Here is a 25,095-nt window from a genome sequence, read left to right on the forward strand (position 1 = left end):
CGCGCTCGGCATCAGCGAACCCTAGGCCCACCATAGGGCAACGGCGGCGGCGGGCGGCGGTCGCGACGTGGAAGCTGTGCCTGATAGGCATGACCGCAATGGTCGACGCAATAGGGGAAGCCGGGGTTCACCTTCTCGCCGCAGAAATGGAAGTCCGGCTCACCCGGATGGCCGATCGGCCATTTGCAGATGCGATCGTTCAGGTCGAGCAGCGTGGTCTTGCCCGCGATGGCATCGCTCGGCCGTGCCGGCACCAGACGGCGGGGCGGGGCGGGGGTCAGTGGGGCGCTCTGTTCGCCCGGATTCTGCCGCAGGAAGCCGCCGGGGCCGACCGAGCGCATGACCGGCTCGGCACGACGCGGTGCGGCGGCCGGGGCGTCCTCTTCCTCATCCTCCTCGACGTCGTCGGCCTGATCTTCTTCCGGCAGCGGCGTGAACGGATCGTTCTCGACCGGTGCGGCGGCGACCGGCTCGGGCTTCTGTTCGGGTGCAGGCGCCGGTTTCGGGGCGGGCGGGGGAGGTGGTGGAGCGGCAACGACCGGGGTCGGCTCGGGCGCGGCCGGCTTCGGCAACGGCGCGGCGGCCTTGGCCGCATCGTTCGACCGAACCGGCGACGGACGCGACTGCAGCCCCAGGCGATGCGCCTTGCCGATCACCGCGTTGCGGCTGATCCCGCCCAGTTCCTCGGCGATCTGGCTGGCGGTCATCCCCGATTCCCACATCTTGGCCAGTGTCGCGATGCGTTCTTCGGTCCAGCTCATGCCCGTTCTTGTCCTTCACTTCGGTCATCGCGCGGACGACCATCATCCTTGCCGCCGCGCGCGCCAGCGATTAGGCGACACAGCCATGCAGGAACAATCCCCGTCGCGCGCAAAAATCATCATCGCCGACCCCGGCGTGCCGGTCATCCGGAACGTGAACTGGGGTGGACTGCGCACGCTCTATATCAAGGAGGTGCGCCGTTTCTTCAAGGTGCAGCTTCAGACCATCTGGGCGCCGGCGGTGACGACATTGCTGTTCCTCGTGATCTTTTCGGTTGCGATGGGCGGGGCGGGGCGCACCGTATTGGGCGTGCCCTTCCCCGATTTCGTGGCGCCGGGGCTGATCGCCATGGCGATGCTGAACAACGCATTCGCCAATTCCAGCTTCGCGCTGCTGGTCGGCAAGATCCAGGGAACGGTGGTCGATTACCTGATGCCGCCGCTGTCGACTGGGGAACTGCTGGCCGCGCTGGTCGGCGGGGCGGTCACCCGCGCGTTTCTGGTCGGGATCGTCCTGTGGGGCGCGATGCTGCTCTATCCCGGCGTGCATGTAATGCCGCGCCATCCCGGTGCGGTGCTGTGGTTCGGCCTGTTCGGCTCGACCTTCCTCGCGCTTGCGGGCGTGATGACGTCGATCTGGGCGGAAAAGTTCGACCATGCCGCCGCGATCACCAATTTCGTCATCGGGCCGCTGACGCTGCTGTCGGGCACTTTCTATTCGGTCGAGGCGCTGACGCCGACCTTCCGGTCGATCAGCCACCTGAACCCGTTCTTCTACATCATCTCCGGCTTCCGCTACGGTTTCCTCGAACGCGCCGATTCGCCGGTGCTGCTGGGCGGCGCGGTGATCCTGGCGGTCGATATCGCGATGGCGATCGGCTGCTACGCGCTGCTGCGGTCGGGATGGAAGCTCAAGAATTGACGAATCCCTTGAAGGGGCGGTACAGCGCTGCTCCGGGCGGCCCGGTTGGCCGCCCTTTTGCGTTTTGAACGCCGATATTTCTCATGAAGGAGCAGTTCGATGACGACCCCCGCGCTCATGCCCGTCTATCCACGGTGCGGCGTGCGTCCGGTCCGAGGCGAGGGCTGCTATCTTTATGGTGAGGACGGCACGCAATATCTCGACTTTGCCGCCGGCATCGCCGTCAACGCGCTGGGCCATGGCCATCCGCATCTGACGAAGGCGATCCAGGAACAGGCCGCGACGCTGATGCATGTCAGCAACCTCTACGGTTCGCCGCAGGGCGAGGCGTTGGCGCAGCGGATCGTCGATCACAGCTTTGCCGACACGGTGTTCTTCACCAATTCGGGGGCCGAGGCAGTCGAATGCGCGATCAAGACCGCGCGGCGCTATCACTTCGCGAACGGCAATCCGGAGCGGCACACGCTCATCACGTTCAACCAGGCGTTCCACGGGCGAACCCTCGGTACGATCTCGGCCACCAATCAGGCCAAGATGCGCGACGGGTTCGAGCCGCTGCTGCCCGGCTTCAAATATGCCGAGTTTAACGATCTCGACGGTGCGCTGGCGCTGATCGACGACAGTACGGCCGGGTTTCTGGTCGAGCCGATCCAGGGCGAGGGTGGCCTGCGCACCGCGACGCCGGATTTCCTGGCCGGCTTGCGCAAGGCGTGCGACGAACATGGCCTGTTGCTGGTGCTCGACGAGGTGCAGTGCGGCTATGGCCGGACCGGCACGCTGTTCGCGCACGAGCAATATGGCGTGACGCCCGATATCGTGTCGGCGGCGAAGGGCATCGGCGGCGGCTTCCCGTTCGGCGCGTGCCTCGCAACCGAAGAAGCGGCGAAGGGCATGGTGTTCGGCACCCACGGCTCCACCTATGGCGGCAATCCGCTGGCGATGGCGGCGGGGCAGGCGGTCCTCGACGTGATGCTCGAACCCGGCTTCTTCGCGCAGGTTAAGGCGATGGGCGACCGGTTGCGCTCCAGCCTCGAACAGATGATTCCGAACCACGACCATCTGTTTCAGGAAGTGCGCGGGATGGGCCTGATGCTGGGCCTGAAGCTCAAGTCGGACAGCCGCCGCTTCGTCGCGCATCTGCGCGATCATCACCAACTGCTGACGGTGGCCGCCGGCGATAACGTCGTCCGCGTGCTGCCGCCGCTGGTGATCGACGAGAGCCATATCGCGGAAGCGGTGGAGAAGCTGTCGGCGGCGGCACGGGTCTACGTGCCGGTCGCCGACGATTGATGACATATCCTCCCCGGTACGGGGAGGGGGACCATGCGAAGCATGGTGGAGGGGGATTGCCTCATAACGCAGCACCGGTGGAGGACCCCCTCCACCGTCCTGCGGACGGTCCCCCTCCCCGTGCCGGGGAGGATTTACCCATAATGCGCCATTTCCTCGATCTCGCCTCGGCCGGTGCCGATGGCATCGCCGCCATCCTGAACGACGCGCTGGCCGCCAAGGCTGCGCGCAAGGGCTGGCCGAAGGGCCGCGCCGACGCCGATGCGTCGCTCGCCGGCCACACGCTCGCCTGCGTGTTCGAAAAATCGTCGACCCGGACGCGCGTGTCGTTCGACATGGCGATGCGCCAGCTGGGCGGATCGGCGCTGGTGCTCGACGCCGGCACCACCCAGCTCGGCCGGGGCGAGACGGTCGCCGATACCGCACGCGTCCTGTCCGGCTATTGCGACGCGATCATGGTACGCACCGACGATCCGGCGAAGCTGGACGAGATGACCCGCTACGCATCGGTGCCGGTCATCAACGGCCTGACCGACCATTCCCATCCGTGCCAGATCGTCGCCGACCTGCTGACAGTGATCGAGGCGGGCAAGGCGCTGCCGGGCCTGAAATGGGCATGGCTGGGCGACGGCAATAACGTGCTGCACTCGATCGTCGAAGCGGGCGCGCTGATGGGCTTCGACGTCGTTGCCGCCTGTCCGGAGGGCTATGATCCCGACCGCCAAGTAATCGAGGCGGCAGGCGGCCGGGCGACGATCACGCGCGATCCGGTTGCGGCGGTGCGCGATGCCGACGTCATCGTCACCGACACCTGGATTTCGATGGGACAGGCCCATGCCGAGCAGAAGCTCGCGGCGATGGCGCCCTATCAGGTCGATACGGCGCTGATGACGCACGCGAAGCCCGACGCGGTGTTCCTTCACTGCCTGCCCGCGCATCGCGGCGAGGAAGTGACGCCGGACGTCATCGACGGTCCGCAATCGCTGATCTGGCCGGAGGCGGAGAACCGCCTGCACGCGCAAAAGGCTATTCTGCGCTGGTGTTTCGGTCTGGTCGGCTGACCCGCCTATAGCGATCGACAGGCATGGCCGGCCGGTCTGCGTTCCTGTGCGGGGACGCGGCCTGGCCGGTTTTTGCATGTGCGAGCGGGGGTAGTGTCAAACTGCTTGCGAAATGGCGTACGGGCTACCATGTGAGTGATCGATCACAGTTTGCCCGGCCGGTCGGGCAAGAGGAGCCTTCGTTTGTCCGATACCGTCCGCCTGCCCGACCTCGATCGCGCGATCGGGTTCACGTTGCCCGACCATCACGCGCGCGGCCGCGTCGTGCGGTTGGGACCGGTCGTCCAGTCGATTCTGGACGCCCACGCCTATCCGGCGCCGATCGAGCGGCTGCTGGCCGAATCGCTGGCGCTGACCGCGTTGCTCGGCTCGACGCTGAAGGACGCCGAGGGGCAGTTGACGCTCCAAGCGCAGACGCAGGGCGGGATCATCCGGCTGATGGTGTGCGATTACAAGAATGGCGAATTGCGCGGCTATGTCGATTACGATGCCGACCGGCTTGCCGAACTGGGCGAGGACCCGTCGCTGTTCGCGCTGTTCGGGCAGGGCTATCTGGCGATCACCTTCGACCAGGTGACGTCGGGCGAGCGCTACCAGGGCATCGTGCCGCTGGACGGCGAATCGATCGCGCAGGCGGCGGAAAGCTATTTCCTGCAATCGGAACAGATTCCGTCGCTGGTCCGGCTCGGCATCGGTGTCGACGACAATGGCCAGCGGATTGCCGGCGGCATCTTCCTGCAGCATCTGCCGGAGGGCGAGGAAGGACGCGAGCGGCTCCACGTTCGGCTCGACCACCCCGAATGGCATCATGTCGAGACGCTGGGCGCGACGATGGGTCCCGACGAACTCGCCGATCCGATGCTGCCGCTGGAAACCCTGGTGTGGCGCCTGTTCAACGAAGAGCGTGAGGTGCGCGTGCTGGCCAGTACCAACCTGTCACGCGGCTGCCGCTGCGACCGTGACTATATCGCCGGCGTGATCTCGCGCTTTCCGGCCGAAGAGCGGGTGGCGATGGCGGATGAGCAGGGGATCATCACCGTCGATTGCGCCTTTTGCGCGACCAAATTTCCGCTCGCGCTGGCCGATATCGCCGCCTGAAGCGACCAAGGGGGAACGCGTCATGGGGGGAAGATTGCGGTGGGGGCTGGCGGCGGTGCTGGCCATCGGTTCGGCGGGGGTGGCGCAACCTGCCGCCGCGCCGTCGCTGACGGCGATGCGCGGCGTGGCGCCCGGCAACTGGTCGCTCCGCAGCCCCGGTTCTGCCGAGGCCGCGCGCGAAAGCTGCGTCGCGGATACCGCCGTCCTGTTCCGCCTTCGCCTCCGCGCGACGCAGTGCAGCCGGTTCGTGATCGAAGACACACCGCGCATCGCCACGGTCCACTATACCTGCCCGGGCGCGGGGCATGTCCGCACGACGATCCACGTCGATACGCCGCGCGCGCTGCGGATCGAAAGCGAGGGGATCGTCGACGGGATGCCCTTCGCCGATGCGTTCGAGGCGCGTCGCCTTGGCGATTGCAACGGGCGGGGCCGTTAAGCGGATGTTTAACCGGGTGCTGCTATCAACCCTGCATGTCCTCGTGGACATGCATGTGATCCCTAAGCATGAAACCCCTTCGGGCCGCCATCGTGCGGCCCGTCCTTTGTCGGGCGGTTGCCCTTGCGGCCCGAAAGTCTTAGCGAGCGCAGCATGACGAATACTCCCCTCAGCGTGGTGCTGGTGTCGGGCGGACTGGACTCGATGGTGTCGGCGGCGCTGGCGCGAGAGGCGGGCCACCGGCTGCTGGCGCTGTCGATCGACTACAACCAGCGCCATCTGGTCGAACTGGCCGCGGCGCGGCGCATTGCGAAAATGCTCGGCGCGGAACGCCATGTCGTCCTGCCGCTCGACTTGTCGGCCTTTGGCGGATCGGCGCTGACCGACAGCGCGATCGCTGTGCCGAAGGACGGTGTCGACGAGACCGTCATTCCGGTCACTTATGTCCCGGCGCGCAATACAATCTTTCTGAGCCTCGCGTTGGGCTGGGCCGAGGCGGCCGGCGCGCGCGACTTGTGGATCGGTGTCAACGCGCTCGACTATTCGGGCTATCCCGATTGCCGCCCTGACTTCATCGCCGGGTTCGAACGGCTGGCCGAACTCGCCACCCGTGCCGGTGCCGAGGGCGATCGGTTCCGCATCCATGCGCCGCTGCAGCACATGACCAAGGCCGACATCGCGCGTGAAGCAGACCGGTTGGGCATTGATGCCGGGATGAGCTGGTCGTGCTACGATCCGGTCGGCGACCTGCATTGCGGCCGCTGCGACAGTTGTCGCTTGCGCGCACGCGGTTTTGTCGAGGCGGGACTGCCCGATCCAACCCGCTATGCGGAACAGCCCGACACCGGCCGATGACCTATTCGGTCAAGGAAATGTTCCTGACCCTGCAAGGGGAGGGGGTACATGCCGGTCGTCGCGCGGTGTTCGTACGCTTTGCCGGCTGCAATTTATGGACGGGCCGCGAGCAGGACCGGGCGACCGCAATCTGCCGGTTCTGCGATACCGATTTCGTAGGTACCGACGGCGTGGGTGGCGGCAAGTTCGCGGATGCCGAAGCGCTGGTGGCTGCGGTGGCGGCGCAATGGGGCAACGGTACGGCGCGGCGGTTCGTCGTCCTGACCGGTGGCGAACCGATGCTGCAGATCGACGACGCGCTGGTCATCGCCTTGCACGATGCCGGCTTCCTGATCGCGATCGAGAGCAACGGCACGATCGCGGCCCACCCCGGCATCGACTGGGTGTGCATCAGTCCCAAGGAGGGTAGCGAGGTGGTCCAGCGGCGCGGTGACGAGCTGAAGCTGGTCTGGCCACAGGACGGCATCGACGTCGATACGATCGAGCAATGGGACTTCGCGCATCATCTGGTGCAGCCGATGGATGCGGTCGGCATGGAGGCGGCCCACCGCGACGCTGCGATCGGTTTTGCGATGGACCGCCCGAAATGGCGTCTGTCGCTTCAGACGCACAAGCTGCTCGGCCTGCGTTGATCACGGTTCAGCCCGCGCGGGCGGCGATCGTGATTTCGTAGGCGCCAGTCAGCGGATCGTGGTGCAGCGGCGCGCGCAACTGGCGTGAGAGGCCAAGGATGATCCGCCCATAGCGGCTGGCGACCAGTCCTTCCAGTTCCTCGCTCTCGACCAGGGCGGGCGACGTCGCGCGCAGGATGGCGGTATCGGTGCCTGCGACATGGCGTAGCGATATGCCGATCTGGGCATGGGGGTTCACCGAAACCGCCAGTTCGATCAATTCGGTCAGTAGGAACGACACCGCGACCGCAACGTCCTGCGTCACCAGGACGGCTTCCACGTTCAGCGTGATGCCGAGCTTCGTCGCCGATCCGGACGCGGTCGCACGTATATTCGACGCCAGTTCGCCGACGACCGATTTCAACTCCAGCCCGCGATTTTCCTCCATTTCGGCATAGTGGTGCCGGTGAACGACGGCCAGTGCGTCGACGCGCCGCTGGATCGTGGCATAGGCATCGGCCGCTGCCGCTCCATGCGCACTGCGGGCATGAAAATTGATAAGGCTTGCAATCACTTGCAGGTTGTTCTTCACGCGGTGATGCACTTCGCGCGTCAGTTTCGTCTGCCGTACCAGTCCGTCGGCCATCGATTGTTCGTGGCGTTCGACGGTATGGGTCAGTTCCTGGAACGTCTCGCCAAGATCGGCGATTTCCTGTGCCGGCACCGCCCCCAGATCGACGTCCGCCATCGGCGAACCGGGCCGATAGCGTTCGATGTCGTCGCGCAGCCGGCGCAGCGGCCGGATAAGCAGGCGGTCAACGACGAACCAGCCGATGCCGGTGGCGGCGATCCACATCACCAGCGGCAGCAGCATCGCGACGATTGCCGACGAAGTGAAGGGCGCGCGGCGGACCGCCATCGTGAATGCGAGATCGTCGATGCCCAGCGGAATATCGACATGTTCGCGCCGGTCGATCCCGCCTTGCGCCGCCAGTTGCGACAGCATCAGTTCGGCATCGGTGCCGTGCCGCAGCCCGCCCTCATACGGCGTCGCAAAGCCGCTGGGCTGCGCCAGTTCGCGCAGCATCGTAATCGGGAAAAAGGCAACGGCCCGCGACGAGCTGACGCCGCTGATGTCCAAGACCAGGCCGGCATCGGGCACGACCTGCGCCCGGATTCCGCCAGCATCGGGAGCGCCCGCCATCCGCACCGGAATGGCGGTGCCACATACCAGCCGGCCATCGGCGGAATAGATGCCGAACCGCGCGCCGACAGAGGTCTGTTGCGCGAACACGCCCTCGACCCGGGCGCAACTGGGCGAATTGGCGGGGTCGGTCGACAAGGCAGTCATCGCGACACGCAATGCCGTCATGTCGCCGACGAGTTCGATCGCCAGCGCGCGCGACGCTTCGGTGGCTGCCACCCGCAGACGCGCCCGCAGATCGACATCGGCGATCCGTGAGGTCTGCAACGTGGCAAACAGGGCAATCAGCGCGAGCGGCAACAGCGCTGCACTGAGGATCAGCACCAGTTTGGCACCGGTCGGAGCGCCACGTAGGGCCGCCGCTGGACTCGGCGGCTTGCGCCGAGCGGGAGAAGATGTCGTCACACCGTGCGGGCTATTTCAGCTTGCTCAGCAAGTCGAGCATCTCGTCGGGAACGGCCTCGCTTGCGGCATCGTGATAGACGGCGCGCAACGCATTGCCGAGGCTGGACGAGTCCTTCTTGTCCGATGAAGGCGTCGCCGGTGGTTTCGCGCCCGACTGCTGCGCCGCCTGTTCACCATCCCTCACGAAGCAATGCCTTCCCCCGATACCCGGACCAGATTCCCGGTACGAACGTTTCAAAACCATATGCCGGACGGCTTCAAGGCGACCTTGGGTCAGCGCATCAGGCGCACATGAAACTAAAGACGCGCTCGTTGGTTCCATGACCTGACGCAAACTCGGGGGAGGCGTCTTCTCCTTGCCGTTTCGTCGACGTTTGAAGATTTGCGCCGTCGGCCGTGCCGCCGGCGCAGCGAAGGAGAATTACCTGACCATGTCGCTCGGACAGCAGCTTGCGCCGCACCTTCCCTTCCTCCGGCGCTACGCCCGGGCGCTCACCGGCAGCCAGACCGAGGGGGATCAATATGTTCGCGCGACGCTGGAAGCGATCGTAGCGGCTCCGGAGGAATTTCCGCGCGACGTCGATCCTCGCCTCGGCCTGTATCGCACCTTTCAGGCGATCTGGGCGTCGTCGCAGCCTGAGGCTTTCGGTGCGGCCAGCGCATCGGGGACGGAGAGCGAGGCTATCGCGCAGGCACGCCTCTCGCGCATCGCGCCGCTGTCGCGTCAGGCATTGCTGCTGACCGCGATGGAGGGTTTCACGACCGAGGACGCCGCCTATCTGATCGAAGCCAGCCCCGACGAGGTTGAGGAATTGGTGGCAGAGGCGCTGCGCGAGATCGAACAGCAGACCCGTTCGCGCGTGATGATTATCGAAGACGAGCCGCTGATCGCCATGGACCTCGAACAGATCGTCCGCGACCTGGGCCATGACGTGACCGGCGTCGCGGTAACCCGTGACGAAGCCGTCGCGCTGGCGATGCAGGACAGGCCGGGGCTGGTGCTCGCCGATATCCAGCTGGCCGACGACAGCTCGGGCATCGATGCGGTGAAGGACATCCTGTCCGAATTTAACGTGCCGGTGATCTTCATCACGGCGTTCCCCGAACGCCTGCTGACCGGCGAACGGCCCGAGCCGACCTTCCTCATCACCAAGCCGTTCCAGCGTTCGACCGTCAAGGCGGCGATCAGCCAGGCATTGTTCTTCGACGAAGCGACTGTGCCGGAAGCAGCCGTATAACGGTACGGACCCAAAACGAACTTCGGGGGTTGATAGGCGATGGCAGACGATAACGACCGCATCCATGTCAGCGCTACCGATGCGCGGGCCGGCGCAACGCCCGGGGTCACCCGCTATGTGCTGATAGTGTCCCTGACCGCGGCGATCGCGGTAATGGCCTATATCCTGCTTACCTGATCCCATCATCGCGCGTCGGCCTGATCGACGCGCGATGGGTGGCAATCGGGCAATGGCAGCCCTATGTTCGTGTCCGCCCCACATCGGGCCGACTGCGTATCGAACGGATAAGAATGACTGAATCCGACATCAGCGAGGACGTGGCGGGCGAGGTGCGGGAGCACGTCGCGCTGCCGGACCCCGAGTTCAAGAAGCAGCTGGCACAGGTCATTCCGCACCTGCGCGCGTTCGGCAGGTCGCTGTCGGGCAGCCGTGATCTGGCCGACGATCTCGTACAGGAAACCCTGTTGAAGGCATGGGCCGCGCGGCAGCGGTTCCAGGCGGGTACCAACATGCGTGCCTGGACCTTCATCATCCTGCGCAACCTGTATCTCTCGCAGATGCGGCGTGCGCGCTTCAAGGGCGAGTGGGATGATCTGGTCGCTGACCGCATCCTCGCTGCGCCCGCCAGCCAGGATCGCCATGTCGAACTGGCCGATATGCAGCGCGCGCTGCTGCACCTGCCGCAGCCGCAGCGTGAAGCGCTGATCCTCGTGGGCGCGGGTGGCTTCGCCTATGAGGAAGCGGCCGAAATCTGCAATGTGGCGGTCGGCACGATCAAGAGCCGTGTCGCGCGCGGCCGCGTTGCGTTGGAAGCGTTGATGACGGAGGGCAAGCTGCCGTCGCGTGCGGAGCAGCCTGACAATAATGGTCAGACCGTGCTGGACACAATCATGGGTGAAGTGGACGACCTCAGCCGCGAACGCTGAGGTCCTCTATTGCTCGGGCAGATTGTCCAGCGACTTTAGATACTCTTCCCAATTATCCGGCAAAGCTGATCCCTGCGCGTAAACCTGCCGCAAGGCCCGTCCCACGCCATCGCCCGGGCTGGGCGGGCGAACGACCTGTCCCGCGAGGGGCCGTTTGCCGGAGATGGGGACATGCGGTGCCATAGAGTTCCAACGAGCGCATGGCCGTTTCGTTTCATGCTCTTACCCGATAGGTATCGCGATCCGTCGCGTTGACGGCCCGAGGGAAGCGATGCAGTTTTCACCCGACCTGTTGGCGCGCGTTCGTGCCGGTTCTCCGTTCCTGTCGACGCTGCTCGATCGCGAGGCGGATTTCCTGACCCGGATCGATGGGTTTGATGTCGACGTCCTCGCCGCCGTGGCGGCCGATCCGGATCTGCCGTTGGCGCGGCAGTTGCGGATCGAGCGACGCCGGGTCGCGCTGCTGGTCGCGCTGGGAGATTTGTCGGGTGCTTATGACCTGACCCGCGTCACGCGAACGCTCAGCGACTTCGCCGACCATGCCCTGCACCGCGCGATCGGGCAGGCGATCGAGGAGCGGACGCCGGGGGCCGACCCGCGCGGTTTCGCCGCGATCGGCCTGGGCAAGCAGGGCAGTCGCGAACTCAACTACTCATCCGATATCGATCCGATCCTCCTCTACGATCCGGCTATCCTGCCCCGGCGTGAGAAGGATTCACCGGCAGAGGCGGCGGTGCGGATCGGCAGGCGGGTCGTCGAACTGCTGCAATCGCGCGACGGCGACGGCTATGTCCTGCGGGTCGATCTGCGCCTGCGTCCGTCGCCGGAGGCCACGTCGATCGCCCTGCCGGTCGATGCCGCCGTTTCCTATTACGAGTCCGCTGCGCTGCCATGGGAGCGGGCGGCGTTCATCCGCGCCCGCGCCGTCGCGGGGGACAGGGCGCTGGGTGATCGCTTCCTCGACGCGATCCGGCCGTTCGTCTGGCGCCGCGCACTCGATTACGGCGCGATCGGTGAAATCCGCGAGATCACGCGCCGTATCCGCGAACATTATGCGCAGGGGCAGGTGTTCGGGCCGGGATACGACCTGAAGCGCGGGCGGGGCGGCATTCGCGAGGTCGAGTTCTTCGCGCAGGTCCATCAGCTGGTCCATGGCGGTCGTGCGCCCGAATTGCGGGCGCCGGCGACGCGCGATGCGCTCGCCGTACTCGCCAAGGGCGGTCGCATCCCGGTTGAAGAGGCGATGGTGATGGATGCGGCCTACACTTTGTTCCGCACGATCGAACACCGGCTGCAAATGGTCGACGACCGGCAGACGCACAGCCTGCCCGATGGACGGGAAGCGCTCGACCGGGTTGCGCGGCTGCATGGTCTGTCGGATGCGGCGGCGCTTCTCCACCTGCTCGCACCGCCGGTCGCGGCGGTCGGGGCGATCTACGACCGGCTCGACGGGGCCGCCACCACGCGCCTGCCGGCGGACCCGCAATCGTTGGCCGAACGGTTGGAAGCGTTGGGATTCGCATCCGGCGAACAGGGTGCCCGGCGGATCGCGGACTGGCGAAGCGGGGGGTATCCGTCGCTTCGCAGTCCGGCGGCGCGCGCCGCTCTGGAGGACAGTCTGCCTGGCCTGATCGCGGGGCTGGCGACGGCCGCCGATCCGCAGGCGGCGCTGCTTAGGCTCGACGCGATGCTCGCGCGCCTGCCGAGCGCCATCAATCTGTTCCGCCTGCTCGAAGCGCAGCCGGCGCTCGCCCGCCTGCTCAGCACGATCCTGTGCCATGCCCCCACGCTGGCGGAGGCGCTGGCCCGCCGCGCCGTGCTGCTGGATGCGCTGATCGACGCCCGCGCACTCGAACCGGTGGGTGATGTCGACGAACTGGCCGCAGAGATGCAGGCGCGCAGCCGCGACGGGTATGAACGGCTGCTCGATCACGTTCGTGATGTCGTCAATGAGAAGCGCTTCATGCTGGGTGTGCAGGTCGTTGCCGGGACCAGCGATCCGCTGGCGGTGGCGGCGGGATATGCCCGGGTAGCGGAGGCAGCGGTCCGGGTGCTCGCCGCCGCGACGGTTGAGGAATTCGCCCAGCGCCATGGTCGGGTGCACGGCAGCGAACTGATCGTCCTCGCGCTCGGGCGGTTGGGCGGCGGGGCGCTGACCCATGCGTCGGACCTCGATCTGATCTACTGCTTCACCGGCGATTTCGCGGCGGAATCGGATGGCGACAAGCCGCTGGGCGCGGTGCTCTATTACAACCGCCTTGCCCAGCGATTGACGGCGGCGCTGTCGGTGCAGACCGCTTCCGGGCCGCTCTATGAGGTCGATACCCGCCTGCGGCCGTCCGGTGCGCAGGGGCCGCTGGTGGTCTCGCTGGCCGGGTTCGAACGCTATCAGCGCGAGGATGCGTGGACATGGGAGCATATGGCGCTGGCCCGCGCACGGCCGATCGTCGGTTCGGCGGAGGGGCAGGCGCAGGCCGCTGCGATCATCGCGCGCATATTGGCCGGCGATCGCCCGCAACGGGACGTCGCGGCCGAGGCGGCGGCGATGCGGGCGGAAATGACGCGCCACAAGCCACCGGTCGGGCCGCTCGACGCGAAGCTCTCCCCAGGCGGCCTCGTCGATCTCGAATTCGCGGTCCATGTCACGCAATTGTCGACCGGCTGCGGCCTCATGCCGCAACTGGGCGCGGCGATCGATGGGTTGGTGGAGGCGGGGCTGCTGCCCGACGGGCTGCGACCGGCGCATGACTTTCTGACGCGGTTGCTCGTCACGATGCGGCTGGTCGCGCCGGACGGTCAGGTACCGTACGACGCCACGCAACCGATCCTCGCCGCCGCGCTCGGCTGCCCCGACTGGCCGACGGCGCTTGCCCGGCTGGACGCCGTGCGGCAGATCGTCGCGACGACTTGGCAAGACATTGCGACAGGAGCGCAGGATGGAAATCGGTGACAGCCTACCACACGGGCATCTGACCTCGGCGGACGGCACCCGCTTCGCGCTGGCCGGCCGCATCGGGCAGCCGATGGTCGTGTATTTCTATCCGAAGGCCGATACGACCGGCTGTACCCGCGAAGCGCAGGATTTCTCCGCGCTGGAGCAGGATTTTCGCGCGCGTGGTGCAACCGTGATCGCCGTATCGCGCGACACCCCGGCAAAACTGACCCGCTTCGCGACCAAGCACGCGCTCACGGTCGAGCTTGCGAGCGACGAAGACGGGTCGGTGTGCGAGGTATTCGGCACCTGGGTCGAAAAGCAGATGTATGGTCGCAGTTACATGGGCATCGAGCGGGCGACATTCCTGTTCGACGCGACAGGGAAACTGGTCCGGCAATGGCGTAAGGTGAAGGTGCCGGGCCATGCCGTAGAGGTACTGGCGGCGGTTCCGGCGTAATCGGAGCGAATCGATTGCAGTCCCGCCGGTCGCCCCGTGCAGCGAACCGAAATCCTACGGACATTCTATGGTTAAACGACTCGCCGTGCCTGTACGGCGGTTGAACGTGAAGGATCGGTGCCGCGCTTGCGCGCTCTGGCAAATTTCCGGCAAGTGCAGCCTCGGTCAACGCGGTGGGGCATACCGTCAAGACATTGGGGTTCAACGTTCGTGTCGGCTCGTCCGGCGCGCATAACGCTCGGATAGCGGGACAGAATGTCGATTACCTCCGTATTGAAAAATAACGTCGCTCCGATCACGGGGTTCCGTTCGATCTTTCGGACCCGCCATTTCATCCTGCACGACGGCAAGCAGCTGCGTCGCCACACCATTTCCGGGCGGAACCAGGCCGCTGCCGCAGGTCTCGCCGCCGTCACCATGGCCTTTTCGGCCTATGGCATGGGGCAGGCGACGATCGGCACGGCGATGGCCGGTGCGGTTGCCGGCGAGGACAAGGTCGCAGCGATGCAGCAGAAAGTCGACGCGATGCGCGCCGATGTCGCCCGGCTTCATGCCGATGCCCGTGCCCATGCCGACCGTCTCGACAAGCGTCAGGCCGCACTTGCCGCCGTGCTGACCGGGGCGGACGATGCGAAGACCCTCGCCCGCGCCGCACTCGACCAGCAGCCGGTGGGCGCTTCCAACAGCGTCACCCGCCCGTTCGACCGCGTCGCGCGTCAACAGGCGGCGATGGCGGCACAGGCAAAGGCGATGGCCGACGCGCGCTATGCGCAGACCGCCGGATCGCTGCGCAAGCTGGGGCTGAACCCGCGCCGGGTGATGCCGGCGATGGGCGGTCCCTATGAACCGGTCGACGCCGCCACCGCCGCTGCGGCCGCCGCCGGCGCCGCTACCGCGGATGCACAGGCCGACGCCCAGTTCCGCGCATTGTTCATGAGCTGGAAAAAGCTCGACACGATCGAACAGGCGGCGATTTCGATTCCGTCCTATCAGCCGGTGCAGAGCCTGTCCTTCACCAGCAATTTCGGGGTTCGTTCCGATCCCTTCCGCGGCACTGCCGCGATGCACGCCGGGGTGGATATTCCGGGGCCGATCGGTACGCCGATCTACGCTACCGCCGACGGCATCATCTCGCGCGCGGAACGTGCCGGCGGATACGGCAATCTGATTGAGGTGAACCATGGCAAGGGTATCGCGACCCGCTATGGCCACCTGTCGAAGATCCTCGTGCACGACCATGAACGCGTGAAGCGCGGCCAGATGATCGGCCTGATGGGGTCGACCGGGCGTTCGACCGGCAGCCACCTGCATTACGAAGTCCGGATCGACGGTTCGGCGGTCAATCCGGCGCCGTATCTGCAGGCGGGGCAGCTCGCCATGGCGGCCGACCGGGCGCAGCGGCAGCGTCTGGCGATGGGTGGTCCCGTCGTCGACGAGTAAAGGTGACGCGACGACCGTTGCCGTTGCGTGGCGCCGCGCCTATCTGGGCGTGATGGATATGACCATGACCGACGTCACCTTGTCCGCCTCCGCCGCCGCGCGGGTTGCCGCCATTGCCGAAAAGCAGGCGAAGCCGGCGATCCTGCGCCTGTCGGTCGAAGGGGGCGGTTGCTCCGGTTTCCAATATCGCTTTGGCTTGGCCGATGGCGTCGAGGCCGATGACAGCATCGCCGAAACCGATGGCGTGACGCTGGTGGTGGATGCGGTCAGCATCGATCTGGTGCGTGGCAGCGAAGTGGATTTCGTCGAATCCCTAGGCGGCGCGGCGTTTCGCGTGACCAATCCGCAGGCGGCGTCGGGCTGTGGCTGCGGCACCAGCTTCGCGATCTGACGTGCGGATCGTCTCTTACAACGTCAACGGCATCAAGGCGCGCTTGCCCCGACTGATCGAATATCTGACCGAGGAACAGCCCGATGTGGTCTGTCTTCAGGAACTGAAATCCAGCGACGACACCTTCCCTGAAGCCGACATTCGCGCCGCCGGCTATGGTGCCATCTGGCATGGGCAGAAGGGCTTCAACGGCGTTGCGGTACTGGCACGCGGCGTCGATCCGATCGAGCGCCAGCGCGGCCTGACGGGTGAGCCGGAGGACGAGCACAGCCGCTATCTCGAGGCGGAGGTCGATGGCGTCGTGGTCGCGTCGATCTACCTGCCCAATGGCAATCCGCAGCCCGGACCGAAATTCGATTACAAGCTGCGATGGATCGATCGATTGCACGCGCGTGCTGCCGAACTGCTTGCCGAGGAGCGGGCGGTCGTGCTGGCGGGTGACTATAACGTCATTCCGAACGACGACGATGTCTATTCCGTTCGTGCGATGCAAACCGATGCGCTGATGCAGCCTGAGTCGCGTGCCGGGTATCGCGCATTGCTGGCGCAGGGCTGGACTGATTCGCTCCGGACGCGGTTCCCGAAAGGCGGCGTATGGACCTTCTGGGACTATCAGGCGGGTGCGTGGCAGCGCGATGCCGGGTTCCGGATCGACCATCTGTTGCTCAGCCCGATTGCCGCCGACCGTTTCGCCGATGCTGGCGTGGACAAGAGCCACCGGGGCCGGGAGAAGGCGAGCGACCACGCACCGACCTGGGTCCGCCTCCGTTGAAGCAATTCGCCTTTGTCGTGGTCGGCATGGCGCTGTCGGTGCCATCGGTCGCCGCGGCACGCGATTATTGCCCGACCCGGCCCAGCCTGGGGCAGTCCGCCTGCACCGTGGAAGCGGGGCATTTCGCGATCGAAACCGCACTGACCGACTGGGAACGGTCGCGCGACAGCGACACGGTGTTGTTCGGCGATACGCTGTTCCGGCTGGGGCTAAGCGATGCGACCGAATTGCAGGTGGAATGGACTCCGATCGGCGTCGCGCGCGATCGCCCGATCGGGCGCAATGTCGCGCGGACGGGCGATCTGGAGGTCGGTACCCGTATCGCGCTGCGCAATCCGGATGGGAAGGGCCTGTCCTATGGCCTGCAGCCTTCGGTACTGGTGCCGGTCGGGCGTTCCCCCATCGGTGACGGTGGATGGGGCGCGGCGATGGTCGCGCCGGTTTCCTATGATCTGAGCGATCGGTTGAACCTGCAATTCTCACCCGAAATCGCATGGCTGCCGCGGGAGCAAGGCCGTGGAAACATGGTCGTCGCGACCGCGACGGTCGGGCTGGGCCTGACGCTCTCCAAGGCGTGTCAGCTCACGACCGAGCTCCAGTTCGAGCGCGCCGATGATGTGACCGACCATCGCCTGGCGCTGGCGGTGGCTTGGCAGCTGTCCGACGATGTGTTCATCGATACCGGCGGCGCGGCGGGTCTGGACGATCACACTCCCGAGCTGCGGCTCTACAGCGGCATTTCCAAGCGCTTCTGATCCGCGCTCGTGACGGGGCGGTCAGGCGTCCGAACATCTGGTGTATCACGCTGTGTGTTGGTTATGTATGACACTGGTAATTCTCAGCTTGCTTGGCAAGAGGCTGAAAAGAAACGTTTTCTGTAATTGGCATGGTCGCTGCAATGTTTCCGGCAAGTTCCGCGGTCCGACGCGGACGCCACAGGGAGACCATGCAATGTTCATCGTTCACTTCGTTACGTCGACGGTTCTCGGCCTCGTCGCCACAAGCTCGGCCCATGCCGTCCAAGCGAATGTCACCCAGGCCGCGCCCGGTAGGGTCGTCGCCACCACCGAGCCGACCGCCGCGATCCCCGCTGCCAGACCGCGGCGCTATTGCATCAGCGATCGCCGTGAAGGCGCACCTCGCCGCCCGAAGATCTGCCGTACCCGCGACGAATGGCAGGCACGCGGCTTTGATCCGCTCATCGCGATCGGCCAACTCTAATCACGATTGCCGCCGCCGGGTGGGGGTGCCCGGCGGTATTCCGTTACAGCGTGCGTTCGTACATCTGATAGACGCGGTTGATCTTGCTATCGATCGTCGTCGCGATGGCGTTCATGCCCTGGTTGTCATCGAGGACCCAGCCGATCTCGCCGCGCGACGCGCCGAACTTCGCTACCGCATCGCGGCGGATATATTCGATCATCATGAAGGCCAGCTGGCTCGCCATGCGCGACGCCTGCAACCGCTTGACCACACCCATCAGCGGCACGCGCATCGTCCGCGCCTTGGGCGCGCGCAGCCACAGCAGCAGTTTCAGCCAGTTGAACGGCAGCAGCGACCCGCCCATCGGCTTCAGCGGCTCGTTCATGTCCGGCAGCGTAATCATGAACGCCACCGGCTCACCGTCCAGTTCGGCGATGCGGATCAGGTCCTCGAACACCAGCGGTTTCAGCTTTTTGCCGACATCGTCGACTTCGGGCTGAGTCAGCGGCACGAAGCCCCAATTGTCCGACCATGCGTCGTTCAGGATATTGAGGATGATCGCCGCTTCATCGGCGAACTTCGCCTTGTTGACGCGCCGGATGCGGATGCGCGCGTTCTTCTCACCGGCAGCGACGATGCGCTGCACGATCGGCGGGAAGCCCTTTGTAATGTCCAGATCGTACGTGATGAGCTTCTTGACCGGAGCATAGCCGGCATGTTCGATCCAGCCCTGATACTGCGGCAGATGATGCCCCATCAACACCGTCGGGCTGTGGTCATGGCCCTCAATCAACAGTCCCGGCTCTTCCCAGATCGATAGCGCGCAGGGACCGATCGCCCGGGTCATGCCCTTGTCGCGCAGCCACTGCTCGGCCTGCGCGATCAGCACCTTCGCGGTCGCTTCGTCCTCGGCCTCGAACATGCCCCAGAAGCCGACGCCGGGACCGAAGCCCTTCTCGGTCGGCATGGTCAGCGCCAGCGTGTCGAGATGCGCCGACACGCGCCCGACGACCGCACCGTTGCGCTCGGCGATGTAGAGCTGGGCTTCGGCATGGCTGAACCAGCCATTCTTCTTCGGATCGATCTGTCCGGCGACCTCGCTCTTTAGCGGCGGGACCCAGTGCGGGTCGTTGGCATAGAGCCGATAGGGAAGGGCGATGAACGCCTTTCGGTCGGCGGCGGTCAGGACCGGACGGATGGTGATCGACATGGCTATCCCCCAAACAGCAACGGGGCGGCAATGCGCCGCCCCGTCTCAAACTTCAAATGACAAATCAGTCATCCGACCCGGATCAGTCACGATAGCGTGGGTGCCCCTTGGCGACGCCACCGGATAGCTCGGCGACCTTCGGATATTTCTTGGCGACCTCTTCGGTGTAGCCAAGGTTGAAGACCGTCGGGCTCTTTTCCGGGCGTTCCGACCGCTCGTAATGGGTGCCGAAAATCTTGTCCCAGAAGAAGTTCGTGATGCCGAAATTGCCATGTTCGTCGTGGAAGTGATGCGCCATGTGCTTCCGCTTCCATTCGACCAGCAACTTGTTCTTGGGCTTGTAGGCCAGATGCTGGATGCAATGGCAGAATTCGTAAAAGCAGGTCGTCAGCAGACCGGTCGCCAGCGCCGCCATCGCTCCGCCGAACCCGCCGATCAGGTAACCGATCGGCGCCGTCGCGATCGCGATCGCGGGCAACGTCGTATGCAGCGCGCCGAACAGCACTTCGAGATGGTTCGGGTCCTGATGGTGGTCGTAGTGAATCCGCTTCCACGTCGCGGCGAGCGGTGCGAACTTGAACATCCAGTTGGAATGCAGCACCCAACGATGCAGCACATACCATACCAGCGGATAGGCAAGGACCGCCACGCCGACCGAAGCGAGCGTCGGCGTCAGCGGCGCGGGACGCCATGCGAACAGCCCGATCGCGACGAATGACAGCGCGATATAGGCGATGATCGCCGGATACTGAAAATACGCAACGACAAGTTCCTTGAAGGTCATCTTGTCGAGATGGTGCGACTGTTTCCAGAAGCCCTGCTTCTCGGTGATCGCGTTCATCGGCCTAACTTCCTCAATCCATTCCTTTAACCGGACGATTCGCCCATCGTTCCCGCTCTGCCCGCGCTTTGCGGCCAAAGTGCGACGATCCTGGGGCTATTCCTCGGTCCGGATCAGCACCGCCTCACCGATCAGGAAGAACAGCAGGAACGGCGCCCATGCCGCTAGGAACGGTGGATAGGCCCCAAGGTTGCCCATCGCGAGAGCGAAATTGTCCGCCACGAAATAGGTGAACCCCAGCGCCATGCCAATGACGGCACGGACAAACAACTTGCCCGAACGGGCAACGCCGAATGCCGCAACCGCTGCCAGCAGCGGCATCAGCACCGCCGACAGCGGCCCGGACAGCTTGTGCCACAAGGCACCCTCCAGCGCCTTGGTCGGACGGCCGGCTTCGTTCAGGTCGCCGATAGCGCTCGACAATTGCGCGAACGACAGCCCGTCGGGATCGACATTCTGGAGCGTGAACTGATCGGGGCGGACCCCGCCGGCGATCTTCAGCGACCCCAGCCGTTCGCGGATGCCTGTCGTAACCGTGAAGCGTTCGGCATTGTCGATCCGCCACGCGCCACCTTCGCGCCAGCCGCTGCTGGCCGTCACGAGTTCGCGCAGCGAACTGCCATCGCGATTATAGACGGTGATGCCGCGCAGCCGGGTCGCTTCCCCGCGACCGGCGACGCGCGCGACTTGGATCAGATTGTCGCCGTCGCGGACCCAGACGTTGGTCCGTTCCCCCCGGTCGACCGGCAGCGGGCCGTAATCGACATTGTCCCAGATGGTCAGCGTCGCGGTAGCGCGCGCGACGACGCGTTCGTTGAATGCGAAGGACAAGGCAGCGACGCCAAAGCTGGCCAGGATCAACGGCGCCAGCACCTGATGCGCCGACAGGCCGCCCGCCTTCAGGCTGATGATCTCGCTGTTCTGGTTGAGCTGGGTCAGCGTCAGGATCGTGCCAAGCAGGACGGAGAAGGGCAAGAACCGCGCGATGATCTGCGGCGTGCGCAGCGATACGTAGTGCAGGATTTCCGCCTGGCCGTTGCCCGGCACCGCGAGGATCTTACCGCTTTCGCTCAGCAGGTCGAGCGCCTGCAGCACCAGCACCAGCGCGAACAGGATGGCGAAGGTGCGGACGAGGAACAGTCGCGCCATGTAGACCGCGACGGTCGAGGAGGGAAAGAACGCCCGCATCACGCCGCCGCCCGCTTCCGCCGGCCGGGCAGATAGCGGCCGATGAACTTGCCGACCTTCGCCGCCCCACGCTCCAGCCCGCCGATCGGCTCGCCGCCCGGCACGCGGGCGATGACCCAGTAGAGGCGCAGGACCAGCGCGGTGAACAGCAGGAACGGCCCCCACAGCGCGATGATCGGGTCGATCCGGCCCAGGCCGCCGACCGCTTCGCCATATTCATTGACCTTGTGATAGGTCACGATCATCACGATCGACAGGAACACGCCCAGCGCCGAAGACGACCGCTTCGGGGGGACGCCCAGCGCCAGCGCCAGCATTGGCAGCAGGAACATCGTCGCCACCTCCGCCAGACGGAAGTGGAAATTCGCACGCGCCGCGTCGCGATCCTCTTCGCTGACCTTAGGGTTGTGCCCGGTGATCGCCAGCTGCGGCAGCGTCTGTTCCAGATCGCGTCCGCCGCGCGGACGGAAGCTGCCGAATTTCGGCAGGTCGATCGGCAGGTCGTGCGCGGTGAAGGTCAGCGTCCGGGGTACGCGGAAATCGGGCGCGTTATGGATTAGCGTGCCGTTGGTCAGGCGGAAGATGATGGTGTTGGGATCATCCGTGCGCAGGAACTGGCCGCGCTCCGCCGTCACGCCCAGCCATTGCCCGTTCGGGCGGCTCGCCTGGACGAAGATGCCGCGCAGGTCGGCACCAGAATTGCGGCTTTCCTCAATCCGCAGCGTCATCCGCTCGCCCAGCTTCGTGAACTCGCCGACCTTGATCGAGGCGCCAAGCGCGCCGGTGCGCAGTTCGAAGCGCAGCGCCTCGTAATTATAGCGCGCGAGCGGCTGGACGAAGCCAACGATCGCGAGGTTCGCCGCCGCCAGCACCGTCGCGTACATGAACGGCACGCGCAGCAGCCGCCAGTAGCTCATGCCGACGCCCAGCATGACGTCCAGCTCGGACGAGGTCGCGAGCTTGCGGAATGCCAGCAAGATGCCGAGCATCAGACCGATCGGAATGCCAAGCCCCAGATATTCGGGCAGCAGGTTGGCGAGCATCCGCCACACGACGCTGACCGGGCCGCCCTCCGCCGCGACGAAATCGAACAGCCGCAGCATCCGGTCGAGGACGAGCAGCATCGCCGAAATCAGCAGCGTGGAGAACAGCGGCACCGCGATCAGCCGGGCCATGTAGCGATCGATCGATGGCATGGGCCAAGGCTATAGCGAAGGTTGCGCCCGAAGCTAGTCCCTAGCGATCCTCCCCGTCACGGGGAGGGGGGCAGGATCCTCCCCGGTACGGGGAGGGGGGCCAGCGAAGCTGGTGGAGGGGGGCGTCCGCATACGGAACCGTCGTTTTGCGTCGCGGTCCCCCTCCGCGTGCCGGGGAGGATTTTAGGCGAGGACCCCCACGGCTTTCCCCGCCGCTTCGAACATGCCGAGAATCGTCTCGACCTGTTCCGCCGTGTGTTCGGCGCACAGCGAACAGCGCAGCAGGAACGTGCCGGCCGGCGTCGCGGGCGGGCGCGCCATGTTCACGTACAGCCCGCCTTCGAGCAGCGCCTGCCACATCAACACGGCCTGCTGTTGATCCTCCAGGATCACTGCGATGATCGCCGATTGCGGGGTGTCGGTGCCGAGCTTGAAGCCCAGGTCCTTCAGCCCGCCATGCAGCCGCTTCGAATTTCGCCACAGATGTGCACGCTTGTCGCCGGCGTGGCGCAGCTTGCGGATCGACGTAGCGGCGGTCGCGACCACCGAGGGCGGCAGCGACGCGGTGAAGACATAGGGCCGGCACACCAGCCGCATCACGTCGAACTTCGGATGGTTCGATACGCAGAAGCCGCCGACCGTGCCGACCGATTTCGAGAAGGTGCCGACGACGAAATCGACGTCCTTCTCGACGCCCTGTTCCTCGTACACCCCGCGCCCGTTGGGTCCGAAGAAGCCCATGCCATGCGCTTCGTCGACCAGCACCATGCAGCCATGCTTCTTCGCGACCGCGACCATTTCGGGCAGGGGCGCGATATCGCCGAGCATCGAATACACGCCCTCCAGCACGACCAGCTTGCCCGGTTCTTTCGGCAGGCGGCCGAGGCGACGGTCGAGATCCTCGACCGAATTGTGGCGGAAGCGCACGATCTCGGCATTGCCGAGCGAGCAGCCGTCATAGATCGACGCATGGCTGTCGGCGTCGAGGATGATGTATTCGCCCTTGCCCGCCAGCGTCGAGATGATGCCGAGGTTCGCCTGATAGCCGGTCGAAAAGACCATGGCATGGTCGGTGCCATAGAATTCGCGCAGCGCCGCCTCGCAATCCTTGTGCGGGTCGTAGGTGCCGTTCAGCACCCGGCTGCCGGTGGTGCCCGATCCGAAATCGTCGAACGCCTTTTTGCCCGCCGCGATCACGTCGGGGTCGAAGGTCATGCCCATGTAGTTATAGGTGCCGAGCAGGATCGTGTCCTTGCCCCGGATCACCGCCTGGGTCGGCGACGTCACCTTGTCCATCACGATCGCGAAGGGATCGCGCACGCCCGTCGCCAACAGCGCCTCGCGTTCGGCGATCAGCGCATCGAACTTGCTGAACAGGTCGCGTTCGGGCGCGACCGCTTCCGGCGATGTGGGCAGGGCGTGGGGGGTGGCGGCGGCTTCGGTCATGATGTCGGTCTTTCGGGGGCCGGGCAGGGGGATCAGGCGGTCTTCAGCTTCTCGACGGCGTCGGCCAGCTGGCCGACGGTTTCGATGTCCGCCTGCATGTTCATGGTGATGACGATGTCGAATTCGTCCTCGACCGCCGCGACGAAATCCATGACGGTCAGGCTATCCCATTCGAGATCGCCGGCAAAGGTCGTCGCGTCGGTCAGCTCGACGCCCTTCTTGTTGAACGGTTCGATCAGGTCGGTGATCGTGGCGAAGGTCGCGGCGCGGTCGCTCATGCTGCTCTTTCCAAGTTACGTGGTTGCGCGGGGCTATAGCAGACGGTGCGCGCGATACCATGCCGCGGTGTCGGCAAGGCCGCGTGCCGTGTCGATCCGTGGCTGCCACAGGTCGGCCGGTGGCCGGCGCGCGGGATCGGCGGTCCAGTCGGGATGGGCGAGATAGCCGGCCCGGTCGAGCGTCAGCTTCGCCCGAGCCCCCCGCAGTTTGCCATCGATCCGCGCGCCCAGCCGCAACAGCCCGGCGGGCAGATGCATCGCCAGCACCCGGCGCCCGACGGCCGCGCCGATCAGGCGGGCCATTTCGGCATGGGTCATCGCCCGGCCGTCATCGACCTCCAGCACCGTGCGCGGGCCATTGCGTTCCGCCAGCGTCAGCAACAGCCGCGCCAGGTCGTCGACCGCGACCAGCGCGACCTTGCCCGGCGGTGGCAGCAGCGCCAGCCCCATCTGCGCCATGCGGAACATGTCGCGCATTTCGGTATCGCCGGGACCATAGACGCCGGTCGGGCGGACGATGGTCCAGTCGCGGTCGCTGGTCGCCACCAGCTCTTCGCCCGCGCGCTTGGACGCGCCATAGGTCGACAGCTGCGGTTCGCGCGCCGACAGCGACGATACATGGACGAACCGCCGCACGCCCGCTGCCTGCGCCGCGTCGAGCACTGCCTGTGTTCCCGTGACATTGCCGGCGGTGAAGCCTGCGAGATCGGGGGCGCTCACTACCCCGGCCACGTGCAGGACTACATCGGCCCCGGCCATCAACTCGGCCAGGCTGTCGGGCTTGTCGAGCGCGCCGCGTACCCAGTTGACGTTCGGTTCGGCCGGTTGCGCGCGGCGGGTCAGCGCGCGGATGTGCCAGTCCTGCCCAACCGCCTGCGCGATCACGCGGCGACCGACGAAACCGGTTCCGCCGGTAAGCGCCATCGTC

The 25,095-nt window shown here is 65.8% G+C and carries 27 protein-coding genes; 17 read left to right on the forward strand and 10 right to left on the reverse strand.

The genetic code is table 11. The annotated features are described in order from the left end of the window. Positions 1-11 precede the first annotated feature (11 nt). The gene (locus ASE83_RS05685) at positions 12-761 is read right to left on the reverse strand and encodes a GcrA family cell cycle regulator (protein WP_055785136.1); all 750 of its coding nucleotides are present in this window, start codon (positions 759-761) and stop codon (positions 12-14) included. Between the two features lie 85 nt (positions 762-846). Between ASE83_RS05685 and ASE83_RS05690 the strand changes: the two genes are divergently transcribed. The 7 genes from ASE83_RS05690 (at position 847) to queE (ending at position 7,058) form a co-directional block, all read left to right on the forward strand. Beyond that, a complete protein-coding gene (locus tag ASE83_RS05690; RefSeq protein WP_055785138.1) occupies positions 847-1,683 on the forward strand; it encodes an ABC transporter permease in 837 nt (278 codons plus the stop codon). A 99-nt stretch (positions 1,684-1,782) separates the two neighbouring features. Then, positions 1,783-2,973: an aspartate aminotransferase family protein gene (locus tag ASE83_RS05695; RefSeq protein ID WP_055785141.1), complete on the forward strand. Its 1,191-nt coding sequence runs from the start codon at positions 1,783-1,785 to the stop codon at positions 2,971-2,973. Positions 2,974-3,116: 143 nt separating this feature from the next. After that, positions 3,117-4,034 (forward strand): ornithine carbamoyltransferase, encoded by a 918-nt coding sequence (gene argF / locus ASE83_RS05700; protein WP_055785144.1) that lies wholly within the window; start codon positions 3,117-3,119, stop codon positions 4,032-4,034. Positions 4,035-4,217: 183 nt separating this feature from the next. Beyond that, complete coding sequence (gene hslO, locus ASE83_RS05705) at positions 4,218-5,132, forward strand: Hsp33 family molecular chaperone HslO (RefSeq protein ID WP_082443137.1); 915 nt, start codon at positions 4,218-4,220, stop codon at positions 5,130-5,132. A gap of 22 nt (positions 5,133-5,154) precedes the next feature. Beyond that, on the forward strand, positions 5,155-5,571 hold the full coding sequence (locus ASE83_RS05710; protein ID WP_055785150.1) for a hypothetical protein: 417 nt from the start codon (positions 5,155-5,157) through the stop codon (positions 5,569-5,571). A gap of 123 nt (positions 5,572-5,694) precedes the next feature. Next, a complete protein-coding gene (queC, locus tag ASE83_RS05715) occupies positions 5,695-6,426 on the forward strand; it encodes a 7-cyano-7-deazaguanine synthase QueC (RefSeq protein WP_268794962.1) in 732 nt (243 codons plus the stop codon). Continuing rightward, on the forward strand, positions 6,423-7,058 hold the full coding sequence (gene queE, locus ASE83_RS05720) for a 7-carboxy-7-deazaguanine synthase (RefSeq protein WP_055785157.1): 636 nt from the start codon (positions 6,423-6,425) through the stop codon (positions 7,056-7,058). The genes queC and queE overlap by 4 nt, the downstream gene beginning before the upstream one ends. 7 nt (positions 7,059-7,065) lie before the next feature. Here queE and ASE83_RS05725 read toward each other — a convergent pair whose 3' ends face one another. Together ASE83_RS05725 and ASE83_RS18410 are read right to left on the reverse strand one after the other, a co-directional pair. Next, entirely contained in the window at positions 7,066-8,565 is a 1,500-nt protein-coding gene (locus ASE83_RS05725) for a sensor histidine kinase (protein WP_235513093.1), read from the reverse strand. A 91-nt stretch (positions 8,566-8,656) separates the two neighbouring features. After that, the gene (locus ASE83_RS18410) at positions 8,657-8,830 is read right to left on the reverse strand and encodes a NepR family anti-sigma factor (protein ID WP_156352760.1); all 174 of its coding nucleotides are present in this window, start codon (positions 8,828-8,830) and stop codon (positions 8,657-8,659) included. A 247-nt stretch (positions 8,831-9,077) separates the two neighbouring features. Here ASE83_RS18410 and ASE83_RS05730 point away from each other — a divergent pair, with 247 nt between their 5' ends. From ASE83_RS05730 to ASE83_RS05775, 10 genes are all read left to right on the forward strand, one after another. Next, the gene (locus ASE83_RS05730; RefSeq protein WP_055785317.1) at positions 9,078-9,884 is read left to right on the forward strand and encodes a response regulator; all 807 of its coding nucleotides are present in this window, start codon (positions 9,078-9,080) and stop codon (positions 9,882-9,884) included. Positions 9,885-9,923: 39 nt separating this feature from the next. Next, positions 9,924-10,061, forward strand: a complete 138-nt coding sequence (locus tag ASE83_RS18775) for a hypothetical protein (RefSeq protein WP_055785160.1) — start codon at positions 9,924-9,926, stop codon at positions 10,059-10,061. Positions 10,062-10,174: 113 nt separating this feature from the next. Then, positions 10,175-10,810 carry a sigma-70 family RNA polymerase sigma factor gene (locus ASE83_RS05740; protein WP_055760840.1) on the forward strand — a complete coding sequence of 212 codons (636 nt, stop codon included), beginning with the start codon at positions 10,175-10,177 and terminating at the stop codon, positions 10,808-10,810. Between the two features lie 271 nt (positions 10,811-11,081). Then, the gene (locus ASE83_RS05745) at positions 11,082-13,760 is read left to right on the forward strand and encodes a bifunctional [glutamine synthetase] adenylyltransferase/[glutamine synthetase]-adenylyl-L-tyrosine phosphorylase (protein WP_055785164.1); all 2,679 of its coding nucleotides are present in this window, start codon (positions 11,082-11,084) and stop codon (positions 13,758-13,760) included. After that, on the forward strand, positions 13,747-14,202 hold the full coding sequence (locus tag ASE83_RS05750; protein ID WP_055785167.1) for a peroxiredoxin: 456 nt from the start codon (positions 13,747-13,749) through the stop codon (positions 14,200-14,202). The genes ASE83_RS05745 and ASE83_RS05750 overlap by 14 nt, the downstream gene beginning before the upstream one ends. Before the next feature lie 255 nt (positions 14,203-14,457). After that, positions 14,458-15,642 carry a M23 family metallopeptidase gene (locus tag ASE83_RS05755; protein ID WP_055785170.1) on the forward strand — a complete coding sequence of 395 codons (1,185 nt, stop codon included), beginning with the start codon at positions 14,458-14,460 and terminating at the stop codon, positions 15,640-15,642. Positions 15,643-15,706: 64 nt separating this feature from the next. Next, the gene (locus ASE83_RS05760) at positions 15,707-16,033 is read left to right on the forward strand and encodes a HesB/IscA family protein (RefSeq protein WP_082443150.1); all 327 of its coding nucleotides are present in this window, start codon (positions 15,707-15,709) and stop codon (positions 16,031-16,033) included. Between the two features lies 1 nt (position 16,034). Then, positions 16,035-16,805 (forward strand): exodeoxyribonuclease III, encoded by a 771-nt coding sequence (xth, locus tag ASE83_RS05765; RefSeq protein WP_055785171.1) that lies wholly within the window; start codon positions 16,035-16,037, stop codon positions 16,803-16,805. Further along, positions 16,802-17,560 carry a transporter gene (locus ASE83_RS05770; protein WP_055785174.1) on the forward strand — a complete coding sequence of 253 codons (759 nt, stop codon included), beginning with the start codon at positions 16,802-16,804 and terminating at the stop codon, positions 17,558-17,560. The genes xth and ASE83_RS05770 overlap by 4 nt, the downstream gene beginning before the upstream one ends. Positions 17,561-17,627: 67 nt before the next feature. Next, a complete protein-coding gene (locus ASE83_RS05775; protein ID WP_156352763.1) occupies positions 17,628-18,026 on the forward strand; it encodes a hypothetical protein in 399 nt (132 codons plus the stop codon). 43 nt (positions 18,027-18,069) lie between these two features. Here the strand turns inward: ASE83_RS05775 and ASE83_RS05780 are convergent, their stop codons facing one another. The 7 genes from ASE83_RS05780 to ASE83_RS05810 all read right to left on the reverse strand — a co-directional run bounded on the left by ASE83_RS05780 (position 18,070) and on the right by ASE83_RS05810 (position 25,091). Continuing rightward, entirely contained in the window at positions 18,070-19,218 is a 1,149-nt protein-coding gene (locus ASE83_RS05780) for an N-acetyltransferase (protein WP_443024309.1), read from the reverse strand. Positions 19,219-19,300: 82 nt separating this feature from the next. Continuing rightward, positions 19,301-20,059: a sterol desaturase family protein gene (locus tag ASE83_RS05785; protein ID WP_055785183.1), complete on the reverse strand. Its 759-nt coding sequence runs from the start codon at positions 20,057-20,059 to the stop codon at positions 19,301-19,303. A 96-nt stretch (positions 20,060-20,155) separates the two neighbouring features. Continuing rightward, a complete protein-coding gene (gene lptG / locus ASE83_RS05790; RefSeq protein ID WP_055785187.1) occupies positions 20,156-21,247 on the reverse strand; it encodes an LPS export ABC transporter permease LptG in 1,092 nt (363 codons plus the stop codon). Next, the gene (gene lptF / locus ASE83_RS05795) at positions 21,247-22,443 is read right to left on the reverse strand and encodes an LPS export ABC transporter permease LptF (protein WP_200921823.1); all 1,197 of its coding nucleotides are present in this window, start codon (positions 22,441-22,443) and stop codon (positions 21,247-21,249) included. The genes lptG and lptF overlap by 1 nt, the downstream gene beginning before the upstream one ends. A gap of 183 nt (positions 22,444-22,626) precedes the next feature. Then, positions 22,627-23,889: a serine palmitoyltransferase gene (gene spt, locus ASE83_RS05800; RefSeq protein ID WP_082443140.1), complete on the reverse strand. Its 1,263-nt coding sequence runs from the start codon at positions 23,887-23,889 to the stop codon at positions 22,627-22,629. Positions 23,890-23,921: 32 nt separating this feature from the next. Then, on the reverse strand, positions 23,922-24,167 hold the full coding sequence (locus ASE83_RS05805; RefSeq protein WP_055785191.1) for an acyl carrier protein: 246 nt from the start codon (positions 24,165-24,167) through the stop codon (positions 23,922-23,924). A gap of 33 nt (positions 24,168-24,200) precedes the next feature. Further along, positions 24,201-25,091, reverse strand: a complete 891-nt coding sequence (locus tag ASE83_RS05810) for an NAD-dependent epimerase/dehydratase family protein (protein ID WP_055785194.1) — start codon at positions 25,089-25,091, stop codon at positions 24,201-24,203. Positions 25,092-25,095: the final 4 nt, after the last annotated feature.

The organism is Sphingomonas sp. Leaf32 (genome assembly GCF_001421765.1).
Taxonomy (GTDB): Bacteria; Pseudomonadota; Alphaproteobacteria; order Sphingomonadales; family Sphingomonadaceae; genus Sphingomonas.

What these genes read in the sequence shown, in the direction of transcription:
- ASE83_RS05685 (WP_055785136.1), bottom strand. Translation starts at nt 761, where the DNA reads ATGAGCTGGACCGAAGAACGCATCGCGACACTGGCCAAGATGTGGGAA.
- ASE83_RS05690 (WP_055785138.1), top strand. Translation starts at nt 847, where the DNA reads ATGCAGGAACAATCCCCGTCGCGCGCAAAAATCATCATCGCCGACCCC.
- ASE83_RS05695 (WP_055785141.1), top strand. Translation starts at nt 1,783, where the DNA reads ATGACGACCCCCGCGCTCATGCCCGTCTATCCACGGTGCGGCGTGCGT.
- argF (WP_055785144.1), top strand. Translation starts at nt 3,117, where the DNA reads ATGCGCCATTTCCTCGATCTCGCCTCGGCCGGTGCCGATGGCATCGCC.
- ASE83_RS05710 (WP_055785150.1), top strand. Translation starts at nt 5,155, where the DNA reads ATGGGGGGAAGATTGCGGTGGGGGCTGGCGGCGGTGCTGGCCATCGGT.
- queE (WP_055785157.1), top strand. Translation starts at nt 6,423, where the DNA reads ATGACCTATTCGGTCAAGGAAATGTTCCTGACCCTGCAAGGGGAGGGG.
- ASE83_RS05730 (WP_055785317.1), top strand. Translation starts at nt 9,078, where the DNA reads ATGTCGCTCGGACAGCAGCTTGCGCCGCACCTTCCCTTCCTCCGGCGC.
- ASE83_RS18775 (WP_055785160.1), top strand. Translation starts at nt 9,924, where the DNA reads ATGGCAGACGATAACGACCGCATCCATGTCAGCGCTACCGATGCGCGG.
- ASE83_RS05740 (WP_055760840.1), top strand. Translation starts at nt 10,175, where the DNA reads ATGACTGAATCCGACATCAGCGAGGACGTGGCGGGCGAGGTGCGGGAG.
- ASE83_RS05745 (WP_055785164.1), top strand. Translation starts at nt 11,082, where the DNA reads ATGCAGTTTTCACCCGACCTGTTGGCGCGCGTTCGTGCCGGTTCTCCG.
- ASE83_RS05750 (WP_055785167.1), top strand. Translation starts at nt 13,747, where the DNA reads ATGGAAATCGGTGACAGCCTACCACACGGGCATCTGACCTCGGCGGAC.
- ASE83_RS05755 (WP_055785170.1), top strand. Translation starts at nt 14,458, where the DNA reads ATGTCGATTACCTCCGTATTGAAAAATAACGTCGCTCCGATCACGGGG.
- ASE83_RS05760 (WP_082443150.1), top strand. Translation starts at nt 15,707, where the DNA reads ATGACCGACGTCACCTTGTCCGCCTCCGCCGCCGCGCGGGTTGCCGCC.
- ASE83_RS05775 (WP_156352763.1), top strand. Translation starts at nt 17,628, where the DNA reads ATGACACTGGTAATTCTCAGCTTGCTTGGCAAGAGGCTGAAAAGAAAC.
- ASE83_RS05780 (WP_443024309.1), bottom strand. Translation starts at nt 19,218, where the DNA reads ATGTCGATCACCATCCGTCCGGTCCTGACCGCCGCCGACCGAAAGGCG.
- ASE83_RS05785 (WP_055785183.1), bottom strand. Translation starts at nt 20,059, where the DNA reads ATGAACGCGATCACCGAGAAGCAGGGCTTCTGGAAACAGTCGCACCAT.
- lptG (WP_055785187.1), bottom strand. Translation starts at nt 21,247, where the DNA reads ATGCGGGCGTTCTTTCCCTCCTCGACCGTCGCGGTCTACATGGCGCGA.
- lptF (WP_200921823.1), bottom strand. Translation starts at nt 22,443, where the DNA reads ATGCCATCGATCGATCGCTACATGGCCCGGCTGATCGCGGTGCCGCTG.
- spt (WP_082443140.1), bottom strand. Translation starts at nt 23,889, where the DNA reads ATGACCGAAGCCGCCGCCACCCCCCACGCCCTGCCCACATCGCCGGAA.
- ASE83_RS05805 (WP_055785191.1), bottom strand. Translation starts at nt 24,167, where the DNA reads ATGAGCGACCGCGCCGCGACCTTCGCCACGATCACCGACCTGATCGAA.
- ASE83_RS05810 (WP_055785194.1), bottom strand. Translation starts at nt 25,091, where the DNA reads ATGGCGCTTACCGGCGGAACCGGTTTCGTCGGTCGCCGCGTGATCGCG.